Consider the following 15,165-nt stretch of genomic DNA (forward strand, 5'->3'; position numbering starts at 1 on the left):
TTAGCTTTCAGCCGGAAATTTATTTCCTGGCTATGCTTATCTAGTCAGCTTTAGCTGACTTAAGCTTTTAGCCTTGGGTTTGAACCCAAGGCTGGTTAACGCTAACAGCCAGGAGGTGTGATGAAAGCCCTAGTCACCGGAGCCAATGGATTTACCGGTTCTCATTTAGTTAAAGCCTTAGAACAACGGGGGGATAGCGTTGTCGGTTTCGTCCGCAAGTCTAGCAACCTTCAGCGTCTCTCGGATTGCCAAGTCAAACTGGTTTACGGCGATATTACCGATCGCGACGCCCTAAAAACAGCCATGACTGGTGTAGACTGGGTATTTCACACCGCCGCTTATGTGGAATTAGGACTCGTGGATGCCAAAGAAATGGAACGGGTGAATGTTGAGGGAACTCGCGCTGTTTTAGAGGTGGCTCAAGCGGTTGGTGTAGCCAAACTCGTCTACTGTAGCACCATTGGCGTGTTTGGTGACACTAAAGGTCAAGTGGTGAATGAAACCTTTCAACGCCAACAAACCGACTTTTCCGGGGCTTATGACAGCACCAAATACCAAGCCCAACAAATTGTAGAGCAATTTGCCGCCCAAGGATTACCCGTGGTGAGTATCCTCCCGTCTGGTATCTTTGGTGCAGATGACCCCCATTTTGGTCCCGTACTCAAGCAATTCCTCAAAGGCGGCTTAAAAGTATGGGCGGGGGGCGATCGCATTACCGGAATTGTCCACGTTGATGACTTAGCTAACGCCATGATTCTGGCAGCCCAAAAAGGTCAACCGGGCGAAAAATATATCATTTCGGCGGGCGATCTTTCCACCCGTGAGATGTTCACCCTTCTCAGTCAAGACACTGGGATTCCGGTTCCGGCGGAAGCCCCCAAACCCTTGGTGAGACTCGCCGGAAACATCCTTGACCCCATCGGACGCCTGTTGAATTGGCAACCGCCCCTGAGTCGGGAACGGGTGCATTACGTCTATGATCGGTGCGTGCGTGTCGATGCAACCAAAGCGCGTCAAGACTTAGGCTGGAATCCGCGATCGGTATCCCAAACCCTCAGTGAGATTGTCAGGATCATGAAAACCCAATCCTAGATCGCCACTACAACTACAAGCTAGAGAAAAACCCCCTACCCTGGATTTTGACTCGTTGCCGAATCGGATAAGATATCAAGGCACAATTGAATGGCAACAACCTAGGGAAACTCCGGTGTAAGTCCGGGGCTGTGCGGCAACTGTCAAGGTTGAAATGGCACGCTCTTTAAGGTTTGTCGTCGATGCTTCAGTGTTTATGGCGAAGACAGCGCAACGACGAACCTCGCTGACGTTCCACCTAAGCCAGAATACCTAGCTGTTGCTTGTCCACCCTATATTCCTGCCTCGCACGGGAAGGGAGCTTAATTTTAATGCCGACTGTAGATACGACTCATTTCACCCCAGATTCACTATCTTTGCCACCACTCCCCCTTAACCGCCCCCTGTTAATGATTGGTCACGGTAGCCGGGATATGCAAGGGCGTCAGGGGTTTTTGGATTTTGCCCAGGCTTACCAAGGGTTAGACTCGTCTCGCCCGGTTGTTCCTTGTTTTCTGGAATTAACTACTCCCAGTATTCAGGAAGGCGTAGACCAATGTGTGGCACAAGGATATACAGAATTCTCCGTCCTGCCGATTTTGCTGTTTGCAGCGCGACATAATAAATTTGATGTCACCAACGAGTTAGACCGCGCTAAAGCCAGACATCCGCAAATCCGATTCTATTATGGGCGTCATTTTGGCATTACTCCGGCAATTCTGGAGTTATGGCATCGGCGACTGGCTGAACTGGATCAACCATCAGAGAACAGTTCAATGTCCTCAATTCCCAGAAGTGAAACGGTTCTTCTAGTTGTTGGTCGCGGTTCTAGTGATCCCGATGCTAATGGTGATGTTTACAAATTAGCGCGTCTGCTCTGGGAAGGCAGTGGCTACAAAACGGTGGAAATCTGCTTTATTGGGATTACTCATCCCCGGTTAGAGGAAGGATTCAATCGCGCTCGACTTTTCCAGCCTAAGCGGATTATTGTTCTGCCTTATTTCCTGTTTACTGGAGTGCTGGTGAAAAAAATATTTGATATCACAGCGCAGCAGCAGGAGCAATATCCGGACATTTCTATGACCTGTTTACCGGAAATGGGTATTCAACCGGAATTACTTTCGGTCTTGCGGGAACGAGAAATCGAGACGCAACTGGGACAGGTGCAGATGAATTGTGAATTGTGTAAGTTCCGATTAGCGGCAGTGGGGGATAATACGGGTCACACTCATAATCATGATCACGGTCATCACCATGATCATCACCACCATAGCCATAATCACTCAGAGCATCCTCCTGACCCTTACGCTGAACCCGAAGCTTACCATCAGCGCATTTGGCAAGTTCCTTAAATTGGTCTTATGTCTTATGGCTTATGTCATTGGTTTTTGCTAATGATTCATGATCGGTCATGTTCTGACACCAACGTTTGAGGAAAGGGCGACCCGAGCCAATTGAGTAGATACAGTTGTCGATTTGTGGAGGCGGGTCGCCCCTACATAAGAATGACGGAGGTTTAATTGATCAGGGGCGCGATCGCCAGAAGGTATCTTAAGATTTATTACCCGTGTGGCAAGATCTCGTCATAAGCTAGGAACTGATCAGCACTGACCCATACCGAGTAATATGTCTGAAGAATTTAAAGTTGGCGATCGCGTTCGCCTAATTGCCCTACCCCGCTATGTTAAAACAGCCGAACCTATGCCGATGCTGCGACCTCCGGACGTGATTAGCATTGGTGAAGAAGGGGTGATCCTTGATCGACGTCCCGGCGGATTTTGGGGAGTTCGCTTTTCTAAGGGCGCTTTTTTACTGGATAGTCAATACCTTGAGACAGTAGAGAGTCATCAGCATTCTGATCCCAATCCGCCCTCATCCTCTCCCGAATAATCGGCTCACAGCCTTCTGCCTTCTACCTTGGAGCCTTGTTAACCTGAATTTAGTATGAGCTACAACAACCCGGATCAATACAATGGTGTCCGGTAAGTACTACTACACCGAATCAATATCCAAAATTGTGGTAGCACTTTGCCGAATTGATTCCTGTACAGTTGAGAATAATAATAATTGGCAGTCTGAGCGTGAAGTGGGAGATAGATTTGTACAGCTTCCTAGAGTCTCTCGGCATTGCTAACCCTAGTGGCAGTGGCTGGCTAGCAGTTATATTCACCTTCGGGTTAGCGTGGGGGGTAACCTGGTGTTTGATTCCAGCAGTACGCTCATTTGCACTGCAAGTGGGTTGGGCGGATCAACCGAATGCCCGACGACTCAATCAAGAACCCCTACCTAACGCGGGTGGATTGGCAATTTATGCGGGTGTCATAGCGGCGCTAGTCCTGGCTACTCTATTAAGACCCATTGTCATCGAAGGCGTCTTAGCCCAAGTGCTGACGATTTTGCTCGGTGGTTCCATCCTCGTCCTCGTGGGCTTTATCGATGACCAATTTGGTCTACCTGCGTATGTACGCCTGTTTAGTCAAACCCTTACCGCCCTCTTACTGATTGCCAGCGATATCCGCATCGAAACGCCTTTTGGCACTCCCATTGACCCAATATTCTCCATTGTGTTGACCTGGTTGTGGGTTGTGGGAATTACCAATGCGATTAATTTAATGGATGGAATGGATGGTTTGGCGGGTGGGATCAGCTTCATTACCGCCATGAGTTTGTTAGCAGTTTCGGCGCAATTTGAAACGAGAGCCGCCGCCACCTTACTTTTGGCAGCCTTAGGAGGTGCTGCACTGGGATTTTTACGACACAATTTCTATCCCTCCCGAATCATTATGGGAGATGCGGGGGCTTACTTTTTTGGCTATGTGCTAGCCGCAACCAGTATTTTAGGCAACCTGAAAGTGACGACGGTATTTGCTCTAGTACCGCCCGCATTCTTTTTATTATTGCCTGTGCTAGATACGACTCAGGTATTTGTTCGGCGACTCATGGCGGGAAAAAACCCACTGAAAACTCCAGGCAAAGATCACTTACACCACCGCTTACTAGCTTGGGGTTTTTCTCAACGTCATGCGGCTTTTACCCTGTGGGGGGTGACGTTGGCATGTAACGGACTGGCGATGAAACTGCAAGGGATGACCTCAATGGTGATTATTGTTACAAGTGGTACTATAATTATTCTTCTAAGTTTTACCCTTTGGCAAAGACTACAGGCGAAATAAAAAGGCTAATAAGTAGGTGGGGACAATTTTCCAGAATGTCAAAAGTTAAATCACTGAAACAACTACGGATCAGTAATAACCTTCTGCCTTTTGCGATAAGTTAGATACTTCGATTATTGAACTGATGTGATTAGGGGAGCATCTACCTAAAGAGATGGAAATTAGCGCAGTCAATTCAACCCCAAGATAGGAGAAAAATTCTTATATATGAGTCATTGACTCAGCAAGTTTGCATTCAGGCTGCCGATAATAATTTAGGTCAGGTAAATTGTATATAATCTGGCACTATATTACTGAAATACGTCTTCGCGTATACCGAACTTCTCCCTTAAGTTAGTAATAATTTATAGGAGTCGGATGTTAATCTAAAACTTGGAAATTAGGAATCGCCTAAAACCATTAAGGTCATGTTTCCAGATTCATAATCCAGAATCGATAAAATATAATCGTAATAATCTTCAATTCCTTGTCGCTCAGTCCAAATCCTAAACTTTATTCTTGTCCGACTCCTTACGATATTTATAATTTAAGCTAAACTTTAGATCTAATTAATAAGTCATAGGATTATAATCATGAATAGACTAAAATGCAACCAACCTGTTTTATCGGACAGTCAAATTATAAAAATCCTCTTAATTGAAGATAACCGTGTAGAAGCTGAATTAATCCAAGAATTATTTTCAGAAGTAAACAGTAATCAATTCGCCATAACCCATGCTCAACGCTTGAGTCAGGGCATAAAAAAATTGATAGACTTTACCTTCGACATTATTTTACTCGATCTATCTCTTCCGGATAGTCAAGGACTAAATACTGTAATTCAAGTCAAAGCAAAAGCGCCCACGACTCCGATTGTTGTTTTAACCTCTCTTAACGATCAAAAGTTGGCAATTCAAGTGGTTCGTGAAGGCGCTCAAGATTATTTAATAAAGGGGCAATTTGCTGGAGAAAACTTGATCCGGGCTATACGCTACGCCATTGAACGGGAACGCGATCGCGAGTCAATTCGACAGCAGGCTAAACGGGAGCGGATTTTAGAGCGTATGGTTGAGCAGATCCGACGCTCATTGGATCTCGAAGAAATTTTACACACCACTGTCACCCAAATCCGTCAATTCCTGAAAACTGATCGGGTTCTCATCTATCGCTATCAAGCAGATAAATCTCCTACTATGCTTTTAGAAGCGGCTGACTATAGCAATAGTTATCCAGAGATTCCGGCAATTCATGAACTTTTTAATTTGCCTCAGATATTGTCCGACAATGAAGAGTTTATTCAAGTTATTAACAGTAAAAAAATGTCTAACCTAAAACCAAAATTGTTCAATTTGCACAAGCAATCTGTTTTAGCGATACCCATCTGTAACAGTGAGTCTGATCTAAAAAAACCTCAGTCTCCTGTGTACCATCAATTATGGGGGATAATTATCGCTCATCATTGTACCCCTAATCGTCAATGGCAAACTTGGGAAATTGATTGTTTAAACCAGTTAGTCAAACAGGTGTCTATTGCGATTCAACAATCAGAACTTTATCAAAAGGTAAAGACAGACAACCAACATCTACAGAAACTGGTCAAAATAGACAGTTTAACCGGAATTGCCAATCGCCGCCGTTTCGATCAAGTCTTAGCCGAGGAATTAATCTGTTCTAGACGTAACTTAACTCCTCTATCCTTAATCTTGTGTGATATTGACTTTTTTAAAGCCTACAACGATACCTACGGTCATTGGGTGGGAGATAATTGTTTAAAAGAAGTTGCTGAAGCCATCTGCCAAGCGGCTCAACGACCGAGTGATTTAGTCGCTCGTTATGGCGGTGAAGAATTTGTCGTGATTCTTTCCAATACAGATAATCCAGGCGCTTTTATCGTTGCCCAAAAAATCCGCTACCAAATGGATAAACTCAAGCGTCCCCATGCCAAATCTCCGATTCATCCCTGGGTAACGCTCAGTTTAGGAATTGCGACAACGACTCCATCCCATCAACTTTCGTCCAGTGAATTAGTCCAACTAGCCGATCGCGCCCTCTACAAAGCCAAAGCCTTAGGACGCGATCGCATTTTCTCCGCTAACTCTGACCCGGATTTTCAGGTTTGAGCGGGGAAGCTGGGGAGGATATGGTTTTGTGTAGGGGCGGGTTTCACTACTATCTTTTCCGTTGTACCCAGATGTGACTAATACCAAGTTGCAGTCTAACGTAGAATCTGTCATGCTGAGCAGAACGAAGTGAAACGGAGTGACGCGAAGCATCTATCCAGATTCTTCGCTTCGCTCAGAATGACATGATATAGCAATCCTATTTAGGTTGTGGCAATTTTCCAAAATGAAACCCTTGCTATACATGGGTTTCGAGCATTTCGCTTGTTGCATCCTATTTAGGATTGCTATAGAACGCAACTCGGTATAAACCCGCCCCGACTTAACCCTTTTGCCATCTGCCTTCTCTACCAAAGACGATTACGACTGGTGTTAACTCGCGCTCCCTGAGTGCGATTGACTTCATCCAAAAATATCTCGGTTTCCTCAACTAAACGATTCAACTCTAGACAATCTGCACAAGCTGGATTCGGATTTCCCGGTTCTCTAGCAAATCGACGCGGAGCCTCTGGCTGAACTGCATTACAGCAACCCTCAGCCGCTTCTTCTAAGGCTTGATCCAGACGACGGGCATTCTCTAATATGGCTGGATCTAATTCGCCATCTTGATCAAAAATAGGTGCAGTATTATTCCAGATATTCGTTCCGGTAATATCGCCCTGGCTTGGGGGTTGAGCATTAGCAGATGTTGAGATTAACCCAGTACCCATGACTAACGTTGTTATTGTCCAAACTATCCGTTGCTTTACTTTCATCACACTCACTCCATATTCCAATTTATACAACACTCAGTCAGGGCGGGTTCTGCACAAACGTTATCATCAATGCAAAAAGAAAGTCCCTAAACCCGCCCCTACGTCAGGGTAGATTTTGCACAAACGTTATCATCAATGCAAAAAGAAAGTCCCTAAACCCGCCCCTACGTCAGGGCGGATTTTGCACAAACGTTATCATCAACAGCAAAAAGAAAGTCCCTAAACCCGCCCCTACATACTCAAAACTTAAACGCGAACCCTGCACCCAAAACAAATCGCGCCCCATCTCCAGCTCCAGCAATATCTCGCAATGCTGGGGTAATCACCAATGGGATATTTTTAAAGGGAGCAATAGACACACCCACACCCAAGTCTTGTCCCGTCCATTCAGCAATTAAACTCACAGGTTCAGCCACCCGCACCGCAACGTTACCAAACACATTAATCGTGCCATTATCATCCTCTACCGCCTCCTCCGTGCGAAACTGCCCATTACCAATTCCTGCCGTTATCGCCACCCGACTAAAGGGTTGATTAATATCCTCTCGTGTCCGAATAATCTTACTCACCACGCCATAAACGGAATTCTCAAAGTCATTATCATCACCCAGGTTAATCAAGCCATTCCAACCCGCTGCGACTGCCCAACCTTGGGGTAAGCGACGATGCACTTTAGCGTTAAAACCACCACTGCCAAAATCCCGACTCGACCCGAAACTGGCAAGTGCGTATGAAAGTTCTACCCCCACAGACTTCTCAGCATCACCCAACCCAATCCCAATGCCTAACGCCCCATCATCAACATCACTATAGCGGGTGCGTTCTTGATAGGTAGCGCTAACAAACCCTGTATTGCGATGAGCGCCATAGGCTGTAGGAATGACAATACTCAGAGCTGGAGAGGCGCGTAATTGAGATTGAATGTCTATATCTTCGAGCGATCGCAACTCTTCTTGCAAGCGGTTAACCTCCCGACAGGGTGAGGGTTGTGTCCGTTGATTGGGTGCTTGTGCCAACATCGTTTGTTGAGTCGCACTACAGGGCTTTTTCGGATTAAGGGCAACAGGTTGTCTGTTTTCCTTATCCTCCTTGTCGGCGTGATTTTCCCTGTCTATGGCAAAGGTATTGACATCAGTATCATCTTGTGTATATTCGTCCACTCTAGATTGGCGATTTGTCCCTGTCTGTCTAGCACTCACCACAGTTGGCACAATTTGGTCGGGACGTTCTAATTCTGGCGATGCTATCTCCAACTCAGATGCGTCTAGAGTGGGCAAGGTTAACTCGGATTCCCCGGAAAACTCAAGCTTAATTCTATCTTCCTCTATTGTCGAACCACTGCCCTCTACCTTCGATTCTGGTGTAAATTCCTGGACAATAATAGATTCTGGTGAGGCAACAGCTTGAGCGCTAGTTGTTGATGTTACTGATGATCCTGCCTGGGTTTCACTGGGTTCAATTGGGGTTGGGACAGCAATATCAGGCTGATAGGTTGTCTTCACTGAAGACGTTGCCCAAGCGGGATGGAAAAAACCGGGGACAGCAAATGCCGCTACGCTATAGAGGGCAAGGCTAGAAACATTCTGTAGAGATGAGTTCAGGCGGCTATTGCTTTTTTTATCTAACGTTTGCGGAACAGGTTGATGTTCCCTTGTGTAACATTTAGTAGCAGGATGTAAATTTTGATAACGACCATTCGCGTTCAGTTTGGCTGTCACAGTCTTAAATCCTTCCAAGGGTGTTGTCTTGTTTTACAGAAATTGCCTTCTGGATTCAGGACAAAACTCGCCACCCCGGAAAGGTCGCGTCAACTGAGTTATTTTCTTTTCGCCAGAGATTACCCTGCCTTCTTGTGAATTATGGCAATTGCATCAGATGCTCATCTGACTTCAACTTGTTTTCTCAAAGCAATTATACAGAATCATAAGAATTTTAAAAAAATTATAAATTATCTCGATCACCAAAAAAAGCCAACAAAAAACACCGATAAAATAAATAACGGAATCCCTTAAGCGAAGACACTTCTAAATTACAGATTGTCTGTTCCCTGTTCCCTGTTCCCTATTTTTAAACACCTAAGCATGTCTCGACCTACCGTATACATCGCGATCACCAACCATGGCTTTGGTCATGCGGTTCGTGCGGCTTGTGCCGCCGCCGCCATCCAAAATCTCTGTCCAGACATCCTACTAATTTTAGTAACCACAGCCCCACGTTGGTTATTGGACTCTTATATTCCCGGAGATTTTATTCATCGCCCCCGCGCCTTTGATATTGGCGTGATTCAGTCGGATAGCTTGACCATGGATAAGGGGGCGACATTGGCAAAACTCAAGCAAATTCGTGCCTCGGAAAATTCAATCATTGCCGGTGAAGTTAATTTTATCCAAACCAATCGTGTGGAACTTGTACTCGCAGATATTCCCCCCTTAGCTGCCAAAATCGCTAAAACCGCAGGGGTTCCCGGTTGGATGATGAGTAACTTTGGCTGGGACTTTATTTACCGGGCGTGGGGTGGAGAATTTGTCGAGATTGCGGATTGGATTAGCGAATGTTACAGCGTCTGCGATCGCTTGTTTCGTCTCCCCTTACACGAACCGATGACAGCATTCCCCGAGATCACCGATGTCGGACTCACGGGGGGAACACCCAGTTATCCAGTCAGCCAGTTGCGAGAAAAATTTGGGTTAACCTCACCCCCAGAGAAAACAGTATTACTCACCTTTGGTGGACTTAGTTTGCAGGCAATTCCCTACAGTACACTGTCTCAGTTTCCCGACTGGCAATTCATCACCTTTGATCCCCATGCCCCCGATTTACCCAATTTAGTGAAAATTTTGGGTCGAGACTATCGCCCTGTGGATATGATGCCCTTGTGTGGACGAGTGGTATCTAAACCGGGATACAGTACCTTCGCCGAAGCACTACGTCTAGACATTCCCATCGTTTCCCTCACCCGCGAAGATTTTGCCGAATCTCCCTTGCTACTGGAAGGTATTCAAAATTATGCGTACCATCAAATTGTGACCCCCAAAGAATTTTTCCTAGGTGACTGGGAATTTTTACACCAATCTCTCAATCCTCCCAGACAATCCCAGCCTATCGCCAAAAATGGGGCTGACGCGATCGCACAAGCTGTTGTCCATTATTTACAAACTCTCTCATCTTCCTAACCTGACATGATAGCTACTGTGAATTCTCTGCTAGACAAAACCGCACCTACCTCGAAAACCTCAGATGGATCAGAAACGCCCAAGACAAGCAATAGTCCAGAAACCACTGAAACCCTAGACAAGCCGAAAACGCCAGAGACTACAGAGAGGGTAAAGACAGCTAAAACGCCCAAGACAACGGAAACCGCAAAAAACCAGAAAGGTTCAGAACCCCCTGAAACCGTCAAACCTGCCCAACCCCCTAAAACCCCAGAGGCGACTAAGACGAAAACAGCCAAGACGACGAAAACCACTAAGACGACCAAACCCTCAGACCAGAAAAAAGAAAAAGAGAGTACATCATCGTCTACCCTGGAATTAGCCGCCCATGATGTCCGCTTGGTCATTGATCAGCAACGGGAGCAAAGCCAAAGCTTAACCACGAAGTTAAATATCTTATTTGTTACCAACGGCGCTTTGTTCACTAGCTTAACCATATCACGGTTATTATTCTTTCCCAACGGGTTTAGCCTTGCCGAACTTTTCGGATTTCTGGTAAATTTCACTCTGCTGATCAACGCCTTCTTACCGCGCCAGTTAGCCGTTAGCCCCAATTTGGGCGATAAGAAATTTTTGGAACGTTATCTCGTCCTGTCGCCAGATGAATATCACCTGCGAATGATTGTTAACCTAGTAGAGACCTATAATGCAAACAAGCAGCGATTGGAGGATGTCTCATCATCCTTACAATATTCTGCTTATGTGACCTGGGGGTTAGCCTTGGTTATTACCCTGCATGTTGTAGGGATTTACTTCGTGCCGTTGATTGACCTGAGTAGTTTTGGCTAGGTCTTGCGATTATGACTTCTCAACACGTTCACAACAACTCTTCTGGGAAACGGTTAAATTTACCAGAACCCGACGCAGACAACATCACGGTGTTGACGCGCAACCTGCCCAATAAGCCAATCCTACCGTGGCATCGTTATGATTCTCCTTGGCGGGACCCTCAGGTGAAACAGGCGGATGAGTCTGAGGTACTAGATGATCAGGTATCGGATACCGATGAGGAAGACAGTTCTGAACAGGTTATGGCTGACACTCCAGAGGAATTGGAGGATGACATTGAGGATGACACAGATGAGGCAGAATTGGTAGAGGTGGTTACTGAATTCGTCGAAACATCGGTAACTAATGAATGTGATCAAGAATCCGATGAAACAGAAGCGTTAGAAACCTTAGAACAGGTAGAATCCGCCGAGATAGAATCTGAAGCATCCGACATTAACGTGGAAGACGAATATGATGAAGTCGAAAACGTAGATGAGGAAGACCCTTTAGTCGCCCACCTGTCAGAGAAATTAGGAATTGGCGATCGCGAAGAAGACAATGAGGAGGATGACGAAGAATTCGCTGAAGACGAAGAAGACGAAGACCACGAACTCAAGCAACTGGGTTAGCCTTCTAGCCGACGACTTGAGACTCTATATCCTAGTTTAATGAATCGATGACCCATTATCAACAGAAATTTACGATCAAGACAACCGCAAAATCCTTTACCCGCATCACCTCAAACATCAAAGACATCGTTGAGGAGTCAGGAATCGACACTGGACTGTGTACCGTATTTTTGCGCCACACGTCAGCCAGTCTGGTGATTCAAGAAAATGCTGACCCCGATGTCCTGACTGATTTATCGAATTTCTTTGCCAAATTAGTGCCAGAAGATGACAGCTACATCCACGATACCGAAGGACCCGATGATATGCCCGCCCATATCCGGACGGCTTTAACTAAAACCTCAGAACAAATTCCCATTGGCAATGGCAGATTAATGTTAGGAACCTGGCAAGGAATTTATATTTGGGAGCATCGACAATATCGACACAATCGAGAAGTTGTGGTTCATATTTCTGGAGATTGATTGGGGCAGGGTTAAGTCGGTGGGGATTGTCCTTTGTCATTGGTCATTTGTCATTTGTAAGGGTTTGAGGGTTAAAGTGAGTTGGAAGATGGATCAACAGAAACGGTAATCAAGCCTGATGAGTTGGGAAGAGGTAAAACGGGCAACGGTTGCGATCGCGGCGGCTGAGGATGGTAGTATCCGAGGGACGGGATTTTTTGTCTCGTCTCACGGGTATTTGCTCACCTGCGCCCATGTTGTGGAAGCGGCTGGCGGCTGGGAACAGGTACGAGTACAAGGGAAATCGGTTTCCTTGGTGTATCTGGGAGACAGTCGCCAGGATGATTTTGCGGTTTTGCAGATAACTGGTTATCCGGGGGAAGGCGTTCCTTTATCCCTCTCCGTCACACCCATGCATCGCTTCTTAAGTATCGGTTATGGGCGTCCCGATTTTCCAGAAGGGGCGTCTATTGATGGGGCGATTACTGATATTAATCCCCAAGCCAATTTTGGTAACTTACCCATGCTGCGGTTGCGGGTAATGGCAGATGCTCAACGGGTTCAGGGGGGCTATAGCGGTTCCCCTGTCTTTGATGCCGAAACTCAGGCGGTGATTGGCTTAATTGCGGCGTTTGACCATAGTCAAGGGGCGCTAGCATTGCCATTAACCACCATCAGTAAAAAATGGTCAACCCTCCAGGAATTCTTAACCCCAACACCTCCTCATCCTATCGCCTCCCCTTCGCCTCAAACTGCCAAAATCTTTATCAGCTACCGCAGCCGTGATCCTGATGTCAGTTTGGCACAGCAATTCTATGAAGCCTTGAAAGCGGCTGGACATGAACCGTTTATGGCGGGAGCAAGTATTCGCTTAGGGGAAAATTGGGCGGAACGGATTGATCAGGAATTAGAACACTGTGATTATTTCCTCCTCTTATTATCCTCCCAATCAGCAACCAGTGAAATGGTCACAGAGGAGGTGCGACGGGCGAGGGAATTGCGGGATAGACGGGAAGAAAAGAAACCCATAATTCTGCCGATTCGGGTCAACTTTCCCATGGATTCCCCGTTAAATTATGACCTGCGCGGGTATTTACAGCGGATTCAGCAACGGGAATGGCATTCTCCTGACGATACGCCAGTGATTGTGCAGGAACTATTGGCGCTGATATCCCAGGAAGATGGGGGAGAACCTTGGGTGGTTCCCCTGGCCGAGACTCCAGAACCTGCTGCACCTGTCGTAGCCAGTCCCGATTTTCCGCCCTTACCTGTGGCGGAACCGGAATTACAACGGGAACCGGGAGGGGCGGTTTCACTGAAATCTGGGTTATATGTGGAACGTTTGCCGATAGAAACTGATTGTTATCAAGAAATTTTACAACCCGGTAGCTTGATTCGGATTAAAGCCCCCCGACAGATGGGAAAAACCTCATTAATGGCACGAATTTTGCATCATGCTAAAGAACAAGGGTATCATGCCATTCCCTTAAGTTTACAACGGGCAGATAGTCAGCTTTTAGGCAATTTAGATCAATTTTTACGCTGGTTTTGTGAACAGGTGGGGCGGCGACTCAAGCGGTTAAATCAGTTGGATGACTATTGGATTGGGTATGGAAGTAAGGATAAATGTACAGCCTATTTTGAGGAATGTTTATTAGAAGAAATTGACCAGCCATTAGTTTTGGGGTTAGATGAAGTGGATCGGGTATTTCCCCATCGAGCCATTGCGGATGACTTTTTTGCCTTATTGCGCTCTTGGTATGAGGGGGCGAGGTATGGGGATTTTAGTAGTGAATTGTGGGAGAAGTTGCGGTTGGTAGTAGTCCATTCAACGGAGGTGTATGTGCCGTTGGATATTAATCAATCGCCGTTTAATGTGGGCAAAAATGTGGAGTTGCCGGAATTCAATCCGGAGCAAATGTTAGATTTAGCGGGGCGGTATGGACTGAATTGGACAACAACTCAGGTTGAGGAATTAACGCAGTTAATCGGGGGACATCCCTATTTAGTACAAAAAGCATTATATCATTTGCGGCGTCATTGGTGGAATTTGAAAGAGTATCCCAAATTAAAGGAAGCGTTTCGTCAGGTAGTGGTTAAAAATAAGTCAGTGGAATTAGATGCAGAGTTAGCGTTTAAATTAGACAGTATGGGGTTAGTGCAGTTGGAGGGGAATGAAGCAATTCCGCGCTGTGATTTGTATCGGAATTATTTCCGCGATAATTTGGGGGATTAAATCCTTCGTACTTCACCCTCATCCCCTAACCCCTTCTCCTATGAAACAAAATGCGAAGCATCCTCTGTCCTCCCCCCTGCCAAAAAAGCGAAGCATCCTCTGTCCTCCCCCCTCTTGTAGGGCAGGGCTAATTCATTGTGATGAGAGAAAATTAGGGCGACCAGGACTATTCAGACAGCAAGACGACTCTGGGCTAGAAGAACACCATTAGAACACATAGTTACTTTACGCGATCGCTCTTTCCACTAGCACTCATCTAGGAGTAAGTCACCACAAAGGTTCTGGGGTTTGGCTCAAATACGCGATCGCTCATTCCACAAGCACTCATCTAGTAGCAAGTCACCACAAAGTTTCTGGGTTTTGGCACAACAACGCGATCGCGAATAAACTAGCACTCGCTGAGGAACAAGTAACCATAAAGGTTCTAGGGTTTGGCTCAAAGACGCGATCGCGAATTAACTAGCACTCATCTAGGAGCAAGTCACCACAAAGGTTCTGGGGTTTGGCTCAACAACGCGATCGCTCTTTCCACTAGCACTCACCTAGGAGCAAGTAACCACAAAAGTTCTAGGATTTGGCTCAACAACGCGAGTCGGCACATTTCCTATTAGCTGAAAAATTTGTTCCAGGTTATAACTAATCAGCCGAATTCCGGTGGTTATAGATGAATAGCCATTGTAGCGCAAGATAGTTAATACTAAACTACGAATAATAGAAAAATTAGCGGGAGCGTTACCTTGTCGCATCCGAGAATTATCCTCATCTAACACCACGTC

The 15,165-nt window shown here is 46.1% G+C and carries 13 protein-coding genes and 1 pseudogene; 10 read left to right on the forward strand and 4 right to left on the reverse strand.

What is annotated here, in order from left to right; all coding sequences use genetic code 11:
* The first annotated feature begins 120 nt into the window (after window positions 1-120).
* The 5 genes from RH949_RS16025 (at window position 121) to RH949_RS16045 (ending at window position 6,343) form a co-directional block, all read left to right on the forward strand.
* Window positions 121-1,092, forward strand: a complete 972-nt coding sequence (locus tag RH949_RS16025; RefSeq protein ID WP_446354464.1) for an NAD-dependent epimerase/dehydratase family protein — start codon at window positions 121-123, stop codon at window positions 1,090-1,092.
* Between the two features lie 311 nt (window positions 1,093-1,403).
* A complete protein-coding gene (locus RH949_RS16030) occupies window positions 1,404-2,423 on the forward strand; it encodes a sirohydrochlorin chelatase (RefSeq protein ID WP_446354466.1) in 1,020 nt (339 codons plus the stop codon).
* A gap of 274 nt (window positions 2,424-2,697) precedes the next feature.
* Window positions 2,698-2,961, forward strand: a complete 264-nt coding sequence (gene sipA, locus RH949_RS16035; protein ID WP_006099585.1) for a regulatory protein SipA — start codon at window positions 2,698-2,700, stop codon at window positions 2,959-2,961.
* Between the two features lie 191 nt (window positions 2,962-3,152).
* The gene (locus RH949_RS16040; RefSeq protein ID WP_446354468.1) at window positions 3,153-4,244 is read left to right on the forward strand and encodes an MraY family glycosyltransferase; all 1,092 of its coding nucleotides are present in this window, start codon (window positions 3,153-3,155) and stop codon (window positions 4,242-4,244) included.
* A 572-nt stretch (window positions 4,245-4,816) separates the two neighbouring features.
* Window positions 4,817-6,343 (forward strand): diguanylate cyclase domain-containing protein, encoded by a 1,527-nt coding sequence (locus tag RH949_RS16045; protein ID WP_006099430.1) that lies wholly within the window; start codon window positions 4,817-4,819, stop codon window positions 6,341-6,343.
* A 347-nt stretch (window positions 6,344-6,690) separates the two neighbouring features.
* Here the strand turns inward: RH949_RS16045 and RH949_RS16050 are convergent, their stop codons facing one another.
* A complete protein-coding gene (locus RH949_RS16050; protein WP_157453073.1) occupies window positions 6,691-7,098 on the reverse strand; it encodes a hypothetical protein in 408 nt (135 codons plus the stop codon).
* A 239-nt stretch (window positions 7,099-7,337) separates the two neighbouring features.
* On the reverse strand, window positions 7,338-8,816 hold the full coding sequence (locus RH949_RS16055; RefSeq protein ID WP_157453072.1) for a hypothetical protein: 1,479 nt from the start codon (window positions 8,814-8,816) through the stop codon (window positions 7,338-7,340).
* A 363-nt stretch (window positions 8,817-9,179) separates the two neighbouring features.
* On the opposite strand from RH949_RS16055, the gene RH949_RS16060 reads away from it, so the two are divergent.
* From RH949_RS16060 to RH949_RS16080, 5 genes are all read left to right on the forward strand, one after another.
* The gene (locus RH949_RS16060) at window positions 9,180-10,271 is read left to right on the forward strand and encodes a hypothetical protein (protein WP_006099492.1); all 1,092 of its coding nucleotides are present in this window, start codon (window positions 9,180-9,182) and stop codon (window positions 10,269-10,271) included.
* Window positions 10,272-10,289: 18 nt separating this feature from the next.
* Window positions 10,290-11,099 (forward strand): hypothetical protein, encoded by an 810-nt coding sequence (locus RH949_RS16065; protein WP_006099510.1) that lies wholly within the window; start codon window positions 10,290-10,292, stop codon window positions 11,097-11,099.
* Window positions 11,100-11,110: 11 nt separating this feature from the next.
* Window positions 11,111-11,710: a hypothetical protein gene (locus RH949_RS16070; RefSeq protein ID WP_006099279.1), complete on the forward strand. Its 600-nt coding sequence runs from the start codon at window positions 11,111-11,113 to the stop codon at window positions 11,708-11,710.
* Window positions 11,711-11,757: 47 nt separating this feature from the next.
* Window positions 11,758-12,174 (forward strand): secondary thiamine-phosphate synthase enzyme YjbQ, encoded by a 417-nt coding sequence (locus RH949_RS16075; protein ID WP_006099225.1) that lies wholly within the window; start codon window positions 11,758-11,760, stop codon window positions 12,172-12,174.
* Window positions 12,175-12,292: 118 nt separating this feature from the next.
* On the forward strand, window positions 12,293-14,389 hold the full coding sequence (locus tag RH949_RS16080; protein WP_446354472.1) for an AAA-like domain-containing protein: 2,097 nt from the start codon (window positions 12,293-12,295) through the stop codon (window positions 14,387-14,389).
* 293 nt (window positions 14,390-14,682) lie between these two features.
* Here the strand turns inward: RH949_RS16080 and RH949_RS16085 are convergent, their stop codons facing one another.
* Together RH949_RS16085 and RH949_RS16090 are read right to left on the reverse strand one after the other, a co-directional pair.
* The gene (locus RH949_RS16085; protein WP_446354474.1) at window positions 14,683-14,829 is read right to left on the reverse strand and encodes a hypothetical protein; all 147 of its coding nucleotides are present in this window, start codon (window positions 14,827-14,829) and stop codon (window positions 14,683-14,685) included.
* Between the two features lie 102 nt (window positions 14,830-14,931).
* Window positions 14,932-15,165: pseudogene (locus RH949_RS16090) on the reverse strand (hypothetical protein); the annotation flags it as partial.

The sequence above is a fragment of the Coleofasciculus sp. A1-SPW-01 genome (assembly GCF_040217205.1).
Lineage (GTDB): Bacteria > Cyanobacteriota > Cyanobacteriia > Cyanobacteriales > Coleofasciculaceae > Coleofasciculus > Coleofasciculus chthonoplastes_A.

Bases quoted from the DNA above. Each gene is read 5' to 3' on its own strand.
- RH949_RS16025 (WP_446354464.1), top strand. From the start codon at position 121: ATGAAAGCCCTAGTCACCGGAGCCAATGGATTTACCGGTTCTCATTTA.
- RH949_RS16030 (WP_446354466.1), top strand. From the start codon at position 1,404: ATGCCGACTGTAGATACGACTCATTTCACCCCAGATTCACTATCTTTG.
- sipA (WP_006099585.1), top strand. From the start codon at position 2,698: ATGTCTGAAGAATTTAAAGTTGGCGATCGCGTTCGCCTAATTGCCCTA.
- RH949_RS16045 (WP_006099430.1), top strand. From the start codon at position 4,817: ATGAATAGACTAAAATGCAACCAACCTGTTTTATCGGACAGTCAAATT.
- RH949_RS16050 (WP_157453073.1), bottom strand. From the start codon at position 7,098: ATGAAAGTAAAGCAACGGATAGTTTGGACAATAACAACGTTAGTCATG.
- RH949_RS16060 (WP_006099492.1), top strand. From the start codon at position 9,180: ATGTCTCGACCTACCGTATACATCGCGATCACCAACCATGGCTTTGGT.
- RH949_RS16070 (WP_006099279.1), top strand. From the start codon at position 11,111: ATGACTTCTCAACACGTTCACAACAACTCTTCTGGGAAACGGTTAAAT.
- RH949_RS16075 (WP_006099225.1), top strand. From the start codon at position 11,758: ATGACCCATTATCAACAGAAATTTACGATCAAGACAACCGCAAAATCC.
- RH949_RS16080 (WP_446354472.1), top strand. From the start codon at position 12,293: ATGAGTTGGGAAGAGGTAAAACGGGCAACGGTTGCGATCGCGGCGGCT.